Annotated in this window: 9 protein-coding genes, 1 pseudogene and 1 other annotated feature; all 10 genes and pseudogenes read left to right on the plus strand. The window is 37.0% G+C overall.

Going from position 1 to position 13,250, the window contains the following annotated elements:
* Window positions 1–182: 182 nt before the first annotated feature.
* The 10 genes and pseudogenes from ilvE to clpX all read left to right on the plus strand — a co-directional run bounded on the left by ilvE (window position 183) and on the right by clpX (window position 12,899).
* Window positions 183–1,087: pseudogene (gene ilvE, locus AC0L8O_RS04695) on the plus strand (branched-chain-amino-acid transaminase).
* Window positions 1,088–1,099: 12 nt separating this feature from the next.
* Window positions 1,100–1,351 (plus strand) — a binding site (T-box leader).
* Between the two features lie 115 nt (window positions 1,352–1,466).
* Window positions 1,467–3,188 (plus strand): acetolactate synthase large subunit, encoded by a 1,722-nt coding sequence (gene ilvB / locus AC0L8O_RS04700; RefSeq protein ID WP_473446795.1) that lies wholly within the window; start codon window positions 1,467–1,469, stop codon window positions 3,186–3,188.
* Window positions 3,185–3,700, plus strand: coding sequence for an acetolactate synthase small subunit (gene ilvN, locus AC0L8O_RS04705; RefSeq protein ID WP_026561718.1), 516 nt, complete (start codon window positions 3,185–3,187; stop codon window positions 3,698–3,700). Before ilvB ends, ilvN begins: the two co-directional genes overlap by 4 nt.
* A 101-nt stretch (window positions 3,701–3,801) precedes the next feature.
* Window positions 3,802–4,827 (plus strand): ketol-acid reductoisomerase, encoded by a 1,026-nt coding sequence (ilvC, locus tag AC0L8O_RS04710; protein WP_026561719.1) that lies wholly within the window; start codon window positions 3,802–3,804, stop codon window positions 4,825–4,827.
* A gap of 222 nt (window positions 4,828–5,049) precedes the next feature.
* Complete coding sequence (gene leuB / locus AC0L8O_RS04715; RefSeq protein ID WP_473446796.1) at window positions 5,050–6,162, plus strand: 3-isopropylmalate dehydrogenase; 1,113 nt, start codon at window positions 5,050–5,052, stop codon at window positions 6,160–6,162.
* Window positions 6,163–6,275: 113 nt separating this feature from the next.
* On the plus strand, window positions 6,276–7,703 hold the full coding sequence (gene leuC, locus AC0L8O_RS04720) for a 3-isopropylmalate dehydratase large subunit (protein ID WP_473446797.1): 1,428 nt from the start codon (window positions 6,276–6,278) through the stop codon (window positions 7,701–7,703).
* A 24-nt stretch (window positions 7,704–7,727) separates the two neighbouring features.
* Window positions 7,728–8,321 carry a 3-isopropylmalate dehydratase small subunit gene (leuD, locus tag AC0L8O_RS04725; protein WP_473446798.1) on the plus strand — a complete coding sequence of 198 codons (594 nt, stop codon included), beginning with the start codon at window positions 7,728–7,730 and terminating at the stop codon, window positions 8,319–8,321.
* A gap of 216 nt (window positions 8,322–8,537) precedes the next feature.
* Window positions 8,538–9,548: a tetratricopeptide repeat protein gene (locus AC0L8O_RS04730; protein ID WP_473446799.1), complete on the plus strand. Its 1,011-nt coding sequence runs from the start codon at window positions 8,538–8,540 to the stop codon at window positions 9,546–9,548.
* A 264-nt stretch (window positions 9,549–9,812) separates the two neighbouring features.
* Entirely contained in the window at window positions 9,813–11,102 is a 1,290-nt protein-coding gene (tig, locus tag AC0L8O_RS04735; RefSeq protein WP_473446800.1) for a trigger factor, read from the plus strand.
* A gap of 531 nt (window positions 11,103–11,633) precedes the next feature.
* Window positions 11,634–12,899, plus strand: coding sequence for an ATP-dependent protease ATP-binding subunit ClpX (gene clpX / locus AC0L8O_RS04740; RefSeq protein ID WP_026561726.1), 1,266 nt, complete (start codon window positions 11,634–11,636; stop codon window positions 12,897–12,899).
* Window positions 12,900–13,250: the final 351 nt, after the last annotated feature.

The following is a 13,250-nucleotide window of genomic DNA, read 5'->3' on the forward strand; positions in this document are numbered from 1 at the left end:
TATCAAATAATTCGTGAAACACTGTTGACACTTGGATTTATTGAGCGTAATATAAGTTCAAATAAAAGTTACACGAACATTTTAAAAAGTATGGAAAATTCAAAATTCCATTTATAATTTCCTTTACAAATATAATGTTCAGTGGTTTAATTTTTGAACTTTTTAAAGAAAGGTGTGCTCTTATGGGTGACCAGTGGATCTTTCTTAATGACAATTTTGTAAAGAAAGAGGATGCGAAAATTTCAGTTTATGATCACGGGTTTTTATACGGTGATGGAGTATTTGAAGGTATTAGAGTATACAGTGGAAATATCTTCAGAATGAAAGAGCATATGGATCGGCTTTATCAATCGGCAAAATCGATTATGCTAACCATACCATACTCACAAGAGGAACTAACTGGATTAGTCGTTGAAACTGTCAAAAAGAACGGTTTGAGCGATGCGTACATTCGATTAGTTGTCTCAAGAGGAACTGGTGACCTAGGATTAGATCCTTATAATTGTAAACGGGCAAATACTGTTATTATTGTCGAACCACTATCAATATTCCCTAAGCATTTGTATGAAACTGGTATTGAAATTGTGACGGTGGCAACGAGAAGAAATAGACCTGATGTATTAAGTCCAAAAGTAAAATCTCTAAATTATTTAAACAATGTATTGGTAAAAATCGAAGCACATTTGGCCAATGTGAGTGAAGCATTAATGTTAAACGACCAGGGCTATGTTGCAGAAGGTTCTGCCGACAATGTCTTTATCTTAAAAAATGGGAAGTTATTAACCCCCCTGGATATATAGGTGCTCTAGAAGGAATTACACGAAATGCCATTATTGATATAGCTGCTGAAATGGGCTATGAAGTGCGAGAAGAGCCATTTACCCGTCACGATGTGTATACAGCTGACGAGGTTTTCCTAACTGGCACAGCGGCAGAAGTTATTGCTGTTGTTAAAGTGGATGGACGCACGATTGGTCAAGGTGTTCCTGGAGTGGAAACGAAAAAGCTTCTAGTAGCTTTTCGGAAGAAAGTTGTTGAAGAAGGTATCAAGGTTGAAAACATACCTGAAAATCTTCATGTAAGCTAATGATTTGCATATAGTAAAACGGTGAAGAGGAAAAGTAGTTTTTGGAAAAGTATCTACAGAGAACCGGGGTAGCTGGAAGCCGGTGATATTCCCAAAGATGAACTCGCCTCTGAGTGTTAACCTGAAATTTAGTAGGGTTAGCCGAGTCCCATTCTTCGGTACTCGTTATCAAAGTGAACAGATGCTCTGTTCGTAAGGTGGTCAACAATGACCATGAAGAAGGGTGGTACCGCGAAAAAGTTTATTAACCTTTTCGCCCCTTTGGCACACAATTTATGTGGAGTCTTATGAGGGGTGGGAAGGTTTTTTATATGCTGAATTAATTGAATTTTTGTGAAAAATACAAAGGGCTAATATGCCAGGAAAGGGAGGAAAGAAAATGAGTACAAATGTACAGTTGAACAGCTCAACTGCCAAATGTACAAACACAATGTCAGGGTCACAAATGCTTGTGGAAGCTTTAAAGCAGGAAAAGGTTGAAGTTATTTTTGGTTATCCCGGTGGTGCTGTATTACCAATCTATGATAGCTTATATGATTCAGGTTTATTCCATGTTTTAACTCGCCATGAGCAAGGCGGAATTCATGCTGCTGAAGGCTATGCACGAGTTTCGGGAAGACCGGGAGTAGTGATTGCTACATCTGGACCAGGAGCTACAAATCTTGTCACCGGATTAGCAGATGCGATGATAGATTCACTACCATTAGTTGTTTTTACAGGGCAGGTTGCATCTTCTGTGATTGGATCTGATGCTTTCCAGGAAGCGGATATTTTAGGAATTACTACTCCAATTACAAAACATAATTATCAGGTTCGTGAAGTGAATGAGCTTCCAAGAATTGTTAAAGAGGCATTTCATATTGCCACTACGGGAAGACCAGGCCCGGTATTAATCGATATCCCTAAAGATATCGCTACAATTGAAGGGGATTTCTCATATGATATGGAAGTAAATCTTCCAGGATATCAACCTACTAATGAGCCAAATTACCTTCAAATCCGTAAATTGGTCGAGGCTGTAAGTCGAGCGAAAAAACCTGTTATTTTGGCTGGTGCAGGTGTGTTGCATGCAAACGGCCATGAGGAATTAAGACAGTATGCAGAACAACAGCAAATTCCTATCGCAAATACTTTACTTGGTTTAGGTGGATTCCCATCAGATCATCCATTGTTTTTAGGGATGGCGGGTATGCATGGAACGTACACAGCAAACATGGCCATTTATGACTGTGATTTATTGATCAGTGTTGGCGCCAGATTTGATGATCGTGTAACCGGAAATCTTCAACATTTTGCGAAAAAGGCAATCATTGCTCATATCGATATTGACCCGGCTGAAATTGGTAAGAATGTTCCAACACAAATTCCAATTGTGGGAGATGCAAAATTAGTTCTTCAACAATTATTAAAACAAGATGGCAAACAAGGTGATAACAAAGAGTGGAATGAACAGTTGGCTTCAAATAAGAAAGAATATCCACTTGTTTATCGAGAAAGTGATTCAGAGTTAAAGCCGCAGAACATTTTAGAGCTTATCCACAAATGGACGAATGGCGAAGCAATCGTAACGACGGATGTTGGTCAGCATCAAATGTGGGCAGCACAATATTACAATTTTAATAATCCGAATAGATGGGTAACATCAGGTGGCCTTGGAACAATGGGCTTCGGTTTACCATCAGCGATTGGAGCGCAACTTGCAGATCGTAACTCCACTGTAATTGCTGTTATTGGTGACGGTGGATTCCAAATGACTCTTCAGGAACTATCAGTTATACATGAATTAAACTTACCAATAAAAGTGGTGATTTTAAATAATGGAGCTCTTGGAATGGTTAGACAATGGCAAGAGCTATTCTATGAAGAAAGATATTCTCATTCTAAGTTTGTTTCACAACCTGATTTCGTAAAATTATCAGAAGCTTATGGCATGACTGGGGTTCGAATTGTAAAAGAAGATGGTTGGGAAGAAAAATTAAAAGCTGCAATCTTATCAGACGAACCAGTATTACTTGATATTCACGTATGCAAGGATGAGAACGTGTATCCAATGGTTGCTACAGGCAAAGGGCTGCATGAAATGGTAGGTGTCAAACTATGAAACGAATCCTCTCATTAACTGTTTTGAACCAAACCGGGGTTTTAAATAGAATTACAGGGTTGTTTACAAAAAGACATTACAATATTGAAAGTATTACAGTAGGTCATGCTGAAACAGAAGGTGTTTCAAGAATGACAGTTGTTGTAAATGTCCAAGAGGAAAAAGAAGTTGAACAAATCACGAAGCAATTAAATAAACAAATAGATGTTCTTAAAGTAACAGATATTACTTCACACTCCATTGTATCCAGAGAATTGGCATTAATAAAAGTAATGTCAACACCAGCAACAAGAATGGAGATTCAAGGACTTATTCAACCATTTAGAGCAACAGTTATTGATGTAAGTCGAGAAAGTGTTGTTGTGCAGGTTACTGGTGAGCCTGAGAAAATTGAAGTGCTTATCGATTTATTAAAACCATATGGCATTAAAGAAATTGCACGTACCGGAACAACTGCATTTACGCGTGGTACGCAAAGAGCATCAAAAGAAGTTCCTATTTCAATTGTTTAATTTGTTTGTAATCTTGCCTGATTAAGCCAGGTTTAAAAGATTCATATATAGCAAGAAACCTAATTTAATTCTAAAAAAAGATTTGAAGGAGAGAGTATAAAATGACAAAAGTATATTATAACGGTGACGTAAACGAAGCAGCATTACAAGGGAAAAAGGTAGCAATCATTGGGTATGGTTCACAAGGTCATGCACATGCACTTAACCTAAAAGAAAGCGGAGTTGACGTAGTAGTTGGAGTTCGTCAAGGTGGATCTTTCAATAAAGCTGTAGAAGATGGACATCATGTTGTATCTGTTGCTGAAGCTGCAGAGCTTGGCGATTTAGTAATGGTATTACTTCCAGATGAGCAACAAGCAAAAGTTTACGAAGAAGAAATCAAACCAGGTTTAGAAGCTGGAAATTCTTTAGTATTCGCACATGGTTTTAACGTACATTTCAGCCAAATCGTACCACCTGCAGATGTTGATGTATTCTTAGTTGCTCCAAAAGGACCGGGTCACTTGGTAAGAAGAACATATGAAGAAGGTGCTGGTGTACCTGCATTATTCGCCATTTATCAAGACGTAACAGGTCAAGCGAAAGATAAAGCATTAGCTTATGCAAAAGGTGTTGGATCTGCACGTGCTGGTGTATTAGAAACAACATTTAAAGAAGAAACAGAAACAGATCTATTCGGTGAGCAAGCAGTACTTTGTGGAGGATTAACTTCACTTGTAAAAGCTGGATTTGAAACATTAGTAGAAGCGGGTTACCAACCGGAAGTAGCATACTTTGAGTGCTTACACGAATTAAAATTAATCGTAGATTTAATGTATGAAGATGGTATGGCTGGTATGAGATATTCAATTTCTGATACAGCTCAATGGGGTGACTTCGTATCAGGACCGCGCGTTGTAGACGGCAGTTCTAAAGAAGCAATGAAGGAAGTTCTTAAAGACATCCAAACAGGTAAATTTGCAAAAGAATGGATCCTTGAAAACCAAGCAAATCGTCCACAATTTAACGCAATTAATAACAATGAAAATGAGCACCAAATCGAAGTTGTTGGTAAAAAATTACGTGCTATGATGCCGTTTGTAAAATCTAAACAAAAACAAAAAGAAGCAGTGAGTGTAAAAAACTAATCTGTTTGATATAAATCTCTGTGATTGTGAGCAATCTCCAGGTTCGTATTTAGTTTCGTAAAAAAGCTGGAGATTGCTAAATTATTAGAAAAACTCTGATTAAATCATAATGAAGCAGGTGTTCCTGTTACGTTAAAGTTGATGTAGCAGCAGTGCAACATGTACCAAAATTTAAAAACAGGTCTACAAAATTAAGGAACTTAGAGTGAAGGGGGATAGAACATGAAAAAAACAATCGCATTGCTACCGGGTGATGGAATTGGTAAAGAAGTAGTTGATGTAACTGTCGAAATATTAAAAGCTGTCGCTGAACATTTCAATCATCAATTTCAATTTAACTATGGTTTGATAGGTGGTACGGCCATTGATCAAAAAGGCAATCCACTGCCACAAGAAACAATTGAAATTTGTAAAAAATCTGATGCCATCATTTTAGGAGCTGTTGGAGGTCCGAAATGGGATCAAAATCCTGTTGAACTTCGACCGGAACGTGGTCTACTAGCATTGCGTAAGGAATTAGACTTATTTGCTAACTTACGCCCGATTACAACATTTGATAGTTTGTTAGATTCTTCCCCTTTGAAGAGGGAGTATGTTAATGGAGTGGATTTTGTTATCGTACGAGAACTAACAGGCGGGTTATATTTCGGTAAGCCAAGTGAGCGTGTGATTAAAGATGGTGAAGATGCAGTTGTCGATACCTTGTTCTATAAGAGAAAGGAAATCGAGAGAATTCTTGTTACAGCATTTGAGATCGCCGGGAAACGTCGTAAGCATGTGACATCTGTTGATAAAGCAAATGTTCTGGAGTCAAGTAGAGTATGGCGCGAAGTAGCAGAAGAAGTAGCTGCAAGATACCCTGAAGTAACGTTAGAGCATATGTTAGTTGATAATGCGGCAATGCAGCTTATCCGCTCGCCTCGACAATTTGATGTTATTGTGACGGAAAATATGTTTGGGGATATTTTAAGTGATGAAGCATCTATGATTACAGGTTCCCTAGGAATGCTATCATCTGCCAGTCTATCTTCAACAGGTTTGCATTTATATGAACCAATTCACGGTTCAGCGCCAGATATAGCTGGTAAAGACCAAGCAAACCCAATTGCTACAATTCTTTCAGCAGCCATGATGCTTCGCCAATCTTTTGGAATGGAAGAAGAAGCAAAGGCAATTGAAAAAGCTGTTGATAACGTCTTAAACTCAGGCGCACGTACAGCTGATCTTGCAAATGGTGAAAAAGCTATTTCAACTACGCAAATGGCTGAAGAAATAAAAAATGCAATATCCGATGATCATGCAATTATTAATATTATGGAGGCTTACTCTAAGTAAGTTTACCGACTATAAAATCCTGATGCAGATATATATTGCATCAGGACCTGAGGGGTATGACAATTATGATTGTCAGCCCCTCATTTTCCATCTATTAAAGGAGGTTTATGACCATGAAGCCAAGAACGATCATAGAAAAGATCTATGACGAACATATCGTCCAACAAGAACAGGGAAAGCCGGATCTTTTATATATCGACCTACACTTAATTCATGAAGTAACATCACCACAGGCTTTTGAAGGATTACGAGAGAAAAATCGTAAAGTAAGAAGACCCGACCGAACATTTGCAACAATGGATCACAATGTCCCAACTGTCAATCGTTTTGTGATCAATGATGAGGTTGCGAAAAACCAAATTAGTGCTTTGGAAAGAAACTGTCAGGAATTCGGTATTCGGTTAGCTGACCTGCAAAGTGAAGATCAAGGAATTGTTCACGTAATTGGACCGGAACTAGGACTAACACTACCTGGAAAAACAATTGTTTGTGGAGACAGCCACACTTCAACTCATGGTGCATTTGGTGCGATTGCTTTTGGAATTGGAACTAGTGAGGTTGAACATGTACTAGCAACTCAAACATTATGGAGACAGCGTCCTAAGACGTTAAATATTCATGTACCAGGTAAGCTTCAAAAGGGAGTAACAGCAAAGGATGTTATTCTTGCTGTTATAGGTAAATATGGTGTTCGTTTTGGTACTGGCTATATAATTGAATATACAGGTGAAGTCATTGAAAGCCTTTCAATGGATGAAAGAATGACTATCTGTAACATGTCAATTGAGGCGGGAGCCAGAGCTGGTCTTATTGCACCTGATGAAACAACTTTCTCTTACATTAAAGGTAGAAAGTATGCTCCTAAAGATGAAGAGTTTGATCGTGCCGTAGAATACTGGAAAACGTTAAGAACAGATGAAGGTGCCGAGTATGATCAAGTTATAACATTAAATGGTGAAGAAATTGCACCAATGGTTACTTGGGGAACAAATCCAGGTATGTCAGTAGGTGTTGATGAAAAAACTCCTAATTTAAATGATTTCCAAAATGCTGAAGAACTTGATGAAGCAAATCGTGCTTTTAGCTATATGGGATTACAACCAAATACTAAGATTGAAGATATTACTATTGAGCACGTCTTTATTGGATCCTGTACAAACTCTCGCTTAACAGATCTAAGACAGGCTGCAGAAATTATACAAAGCTTTAAAGGGCAAAAGGTACCGGAAAATGTAAGTGCTATTGTTGTACCGGGTTCTCAAAAAATAAAAAGAGTAGCAGAAGAAGAAGGTCTGGATGTAATCTTTAAAGAAGCAGGCTTTGAATGGCGAGAATCAGGGTGCAGTATGTGTCTTAGTATGAATAATGACGTTGTTCCAGAAGGTGAACGTTGTGCTTCAACTTCAAATCGTAACTTTGAAGGAAGACAAGGTAAAGGAGCTAGAACACATCTAGTAAGCCCTGCAATGGCTGCAGCAGCAGCTTTACATGGACGATTTGTGGATGTCCGTCATATTCAAAAAAATGCGATGAGCATCTAAAAGTACAACATTAGGAGGGACAACATGCAACCTTTTACTACACATACAGGTAAAGTAGCTGTATTAAATAGAGCAAATGTAGATACAGATCAAATCATTCCAAAACAATTCTTAAAAAGAATAGAAAAAACAGGTTATGGCCGTTTTGCATTTTTTGATTGGAGATATTTAGACGATGGATCTGAAAACCCTGAGTTTGAATTAAACCAAGAAAAAAGCAAAGGAGCCACAATCTTACTTGCAGGTGAAAACTTTGGCTGCGGATCATCTCGTGAGCACGCTCCATGGGCCCTGTCTGATTATGGCTTTCAAGTCATTCTTGCACCGTCTTATGCAGATATCTTTCATCAGAACTGTCTTAAAAACGGTTTATTGCCTATAACATTAGATCAATCAGATTTAGATGTGATACGTGAGAAGACCAATGATGACAACTATGTGTTAACGATTAATCTTAGAGAACAATTAATTTCTGATAATCATGGGTTGTCCAAATCATTTGAGGTAGACCCTTATTGGAAAGATATGCTTCTATATGGAAAAGATGAAATCGATCTAACTTTAAATTATGATGAAAAAATTAAACAGTTTGAAGAAAGAAGAGCATCATTTTTATAATGATTGCTCTTTTTTGGATTCTTTTAAAATGCTGTAAGTTAATTCTCACTTTTGCAGCATTTTCTTTGTGAAAATGATCCGCACCACAAACTTTTTATAACCCATGATGTCTGAAAATCATTGTTATTAGCCGTATTCAATGACACCCAAACTTGTTTTCCACCTGTTGGATTGATACACTTGTATGCAAAGATAGGGTGCTGGAGTTGACCATATATGAAACAAAAAAAGGACAATGTTGTATTATTTCCAAATTTAAAAGAGCGTTATCTTGATAAAGGAATGGCTCTTTTAAAAGAAAAGAAATATCACGCAGCATTAGATATGTTCGCAGAAGCGAAAAAGTTAAAAGAAGACAAAGCGGAAATCCAGCTAGGGATGGCTATTTGTTTGATGGAACTCGGAGAACTAAGTGAGGCGAAAGACATTTGTAAAAAAATGCTGCAGGAGGATATCGGGCATTATTTTACCGTACTACAAATCTATTTGACGATATTAATTCAACTTCGGGAATACCAGGAAGTCCAGTCAACCATTGAAGCGGTTCTAGAAGAAAACCATCTTCCTGCAGAAAGTGCCGAACACTTTTATAAGTTATTGGAATTTAGTCGTAGAATGAATCAAAATAGTGAAGAGATACTGGTAGAGGAAGAAGACGAAGAAAGTAATGAAGAAATGTACGTTGAAGATTTATTACAAGATCCTCAAAAACAAATGGGATATGTGCATTCGTTGAGAGACAGAAATATAAATAAGCATATTAACACTCTCAGACTTCTATTAGAAGGAGAAGAAGTACATCCAACGATTAAATCGATGATCTTACATGTTATGATCGAGCATGAATTAGAGAAGGAAGTAACGGTTGTAAAGTTTGGGGAAGCGATGAATGTTGTACCTGCAAAACTAAAGGATCCAGCTGATGTTCCGTTTGCAAAAAAAGTATTAAATTACTTAGATGATACATTGGGCAGTGAAAATCCTACCCTTTTTGAAGCTGTAAAAGAGGTATGGATTAGACATTTATATGTTATGTACCCTTTTTTACCACAGCCTGAGGATGTAAAACTATGGGCTGCAGCCTTACATGTTGTAGGTTATTCACTACATGGAATTTCTATTGAAGATGAAGAAATTGAACAAATTTACGCCAAGTCCGCGATATCTTTACAGGAAGCTTGTGAAAAAATATATAAAATAGAAGAAATTTCTTATTTTCAAATATGAGCTATATGTTGAAAGGAATTCATTCTATGTTATAATAAAATGGTTGCAAAATAGTGATCATCGTAATTAAGGTCTATTTAATTTTGGACAAATTGACCTTCTTTCTTATGCGAAATCCTAAGCATGTTTAGTATTCGGTTACTTTTACCGTACATAAAAACAGGTATATGTTAGTGGGCGATTGTTTAAACTGTGACAAGCAACCACAATTTACCTATCACTTATTCGCACAAATCATGATAGATCTTTGGAGGGACAGCAAATATGTCAGTTAAATTTGAAAAATTAGAGGGGAACGAAGGCGTTCTTACGGTTGAAGTTTCTGCAGAGGACTTCACACAAGCTCTTGATGAAGCATTTAAAAAAGTAGTAAAACAAGTTTCAATTCCTGGATTCCGTAAAGGTAAAATTCCACGTGGAATGTTCGAACAACGTTTTGGTGTAGAATCTTTATATCAGGATGCGTTAGATATTATTTTACCAACAGCATATCCAAATGCAGTTGATGAAGCTGGTATTGAGCCGGTTGATCGTCCGGAAATCGATGTAGAACAAATCGAAAAAGGCAAAAGCTTAATTTTCACTGCAAAAGTAACTGTTAAACCTGAAGTGAAATTAGGTGAATACAAAGGTCTAGAAGTTGAAAAATTAGACGATACTGTAACAGACGAAGATGTTGAAAGCGAACTAAAACAATTACAAGAGCGTCATGCTGAATTAGTTGTAAAAGAAGAAGGTACAATTGAAAATGGTGATACGGCTGTAATCGATTTTGACGGTTATGTAGACGGTGAAGCATTCGAAGGCGGAGCTGCTGAAAACTATTCATTAGAAATCGGTTCAGGTTCTTTCATTCCAGGGTTTGAAGAGCAACTAGTTGGTTTGGAAGCTGGAGCAGAAAAAGAAGTGGAAGTAACATTCCCTGAAGAATACCATGCTGAAAATCTTGCAGGTAAACCAGCAGTATTCAAAGTGAAAGTTCATGAAATTAAAACAAAAGAACTTCCGGCATTAGATGATGAGTTTGCTAAGGACGTTAATGAAGAGGTTGAAACTCTCGATGAATTAAAAGCTCAAACAAGAACTCGCCTTGAAGAAGCAAAAAAATCCGAATCAGAAAACAATCTGCGTGATACTTTAGTAGAAAAAGCTGCTGAGGGTGTTGAAGTTGATATTCCAAGTGCTTTAATTGACAATGAAATTTCTCGTATGATGCAAGAATTTGAACAACGTCTACAAATGCAAGGAATGAATCTAGAGTTATACTTCCAATTCTCTGGTCAAGACGAAGAGGCTTTAAAAGCTCAAATGAAAGAGGATGCTGAGAAGCGTGTGAAATATAACTTAACTCTAGAAGCAATTGCTAAAGCTGAAAACATTGAAGTTTCTGATGAAGATGTAGAAGCAGAATTAGCAAAAATGGCTGAAATGTACAACATGCCGATTGAAAACATCAAACAAGCTTTAGGTGGAAACGCTGAAGGACTTAAAGAAGATCTAAAAGTTCGTAAAGCAATCGATTTTCTTGTGGAAAACAGCAAAGTTGTTGCATAATATAATAAAGTGAGACTTATCGAATCTTTACGTGGAGTTTTCCCAGAACTATATTATTTCTTACTTGAATCTCCAAGAAGGAATAATACTGCACGTTAAGAATGGGATATAAGAACAAGGCGCGAGCAGATCGTGCCTTGTTTTATACAATCATGTTTTATTTATATTCCTTTGGGAATGATATTAGAAAGTCAATACATACATATAGTAAGAGTGAAATTAAATGGAGCAATAAACAAAAAGGTTTGTAAGCTTTTTCAATTTGCTCAAGTGGTATTATTACCTTTTAGTGTTCCAGTTATGGTAAAATGCAGTACATACTTATTTATAACTGTCAAAAAGTTTCAAGCTTTCATGTTGACAGTAGTAAGAAAAACCAAAGGCTCCGCCTTAGGCATTGGCGTCCAGTCAAGTTTTTCTAGACAATTGTTTTTCTTTGGTCCATCTTCATCTACCTATTTTTCTGTTAGTAAAAGCGATAAGGGTAAGATGGAATAGCTTGTTTGAGATAAAGATATAAGGGGTGAAACAATGTTTAAATTTAACGATGAAAAAGGACAATTAAAATGTTCGTTTTGCGGAAAAACTCAAGATCAGGTTCGTAAGCTTGTAGCCGGACCTGGAGTCTATATATGTGATGAATGTATTGAGCTTTGCACTGAGATTGTGGAAGAAGAGTTGGGAACAGAGGAAGAAGTTGAATTTAAAGATGTACCGAAGCCAAGAGAAATCCAAGAGATCCTGAATGAATATGTAATTGGCCAAGATCAAGCAAAGAAATCATTAGCTGTGGCCGTGTATAATCACTATAAGCGGATTAACTCTAATAGTAAAATTGATGATGTTGAGCTTTCAAAAAGTAATATTTCGATGATCGGGCCAACTGGTAGCGGGAAAACTTTACTAGCTCAAACTTTAGCTAGAATATTAAATGTTCCATTTGCGATTGCTGATGCTACGTCACTAACTGAAGCAGGATATGTTGGAGAAGATGTTGAAAATATTTTACTTAAACTTATTCAAGCTGCAGATTACGATGTAGAAAAGGCTGAAAAGGGAATCATCTATATTGATGAAATTGATAAGGTGGCCCGTAAATCCGAAAACCCATCTATAACACGTGATGTATCTGGTGAAGGTGTACAACAGGCACTCTTGAAAATTCTTGAAGGTACAGTGGCGAGCGTTCCTCCACAAGGTGGTAGAAAACATCCACATCAGGAATTTATTCAAATTGATACAACAAATATCTTATTTATTTGTGGGGGAGCATTTGATGGGATTGAGCAAATTATCAAACGTCGCCTAGGACGCAAAGTAATTGGCTTTGGTTCAGATAACAAAAATGCTGATCTTGATAAGAAAGCATTACTTTCCCAGGTACTACCGGAAGACTTATTAAAATTTGGTTTAATACCTGAATTTATTGGTCGTTTACCTGTAATTGCAAGTTTAGAGCCGCTAGATGAAGAGGCATTAGTTGAAATCTTAACTAAACCAAAGAATGCACTTGTAAAGCAATACCAAAAAATGCTTGATTTAGATGGTGTTGAACTTGAATTTGAAGATGGAGCTCTTTTAGAAATTGCTAAAAAAGCGATTGAAAGAAAAACAGGTGCACGTGGTTTAAGGTCAATTATCGAGGGCATTATGCTTGATATGATGTTTGACTTACCATCACGTGAGGATATTGTAAAAGCTATCATTACAGCTGAAACTGTTTTGGGAGAAACACCTCCTAAACTTGTTTTAAGTGATGGAACTGTTATCCAAGAAGACAAAAAGACATCTGCATAACATATATACAAAAAGGAAGCCGCATACTACCGGCTTCCTTTTTTGTATGTTAGGGCTTATTCTACCGCAATAACTAATGAGTTTCTTTTATACGTATTCATAAGCTAAAACTTTCCTTAGAGTGATGTTTATTCCAAAGAAACAAAGGAGATACTAGCTATAAATAACCGCTTCTACAAAAAGATGGCAAGCAAAGCTTGCCCTATTGTCCACCTATGGGGAGATGATCTTCCTATACATATAGAAAAAACAGATCATATTTAATAAGTTAGTGAAAAAATTGACTAGGGCAAAAGGATTGGAAAAGACCTCTCAACGAAGTCATATATGTAGTTTTATTTCCATCGTAGC

The sequence above is a fragment of the Metabacillus sp. KJ11-3 genome (assembly GCF_055808295.1).

Coding starts and splice junctions, on each gene's coding strand:
- ilvB (WP_473446795.1), top strand. CDS start 1,467: ATGAGTACAAATGTACAGTTGAACAGCTCAACTGCCAAATGTACAAAC.
- ilvN (WP_026561718.1), top strand. CDS start 3,185: ATGAAACGAATCCTCTCATTAACTGTTTTGAACCAAACCGGGGTTTTA.
- ilvC (WP_026561719.1), top strand. CDS start 3,802: ATGACAAAAGTATATTATAACGGTGACGTAAACGAAGCAGCATTACAA.
- leuB (WP_473446796.1), top strand. CDS start 5,050: ATGAAAAAAACAATCGCATTGCTACCGGGTGATGGAATTGGTAAAGAA.
- leuC (WP_473446797.1), top strand. CDS start 6,276: ATGAAGCCAAGAACGATCATAGAAAAGATCTATGACGAACATATCGTC.
- leuD (WP_473446798.1), top strand. CDS start 7,728: ATGCAACCTTTTACTACACATACAGGTAAAGTAGCTGTATTAAATAGA.
- AC0L8O_RS04730 (WP_473446799.1), top strand. CDS start 8,538: ATGAAACAAAAAAAGGACAATGTTGTATTATTTCCAAATTTAAAAGAG.
- tig (WP_473446800.1), top strand. CDS start 9,813: ATGTCAGTTAAATTTGAAAAATTAGAGGGGAACGAAGGCGTTCTTACG.
- clpX (WP_026561726.1), top strand. CDS start 11,634: ATGTTTAAATTTAACGATGAAAAAGGACAATTAAAATGTTCGTTTTGC.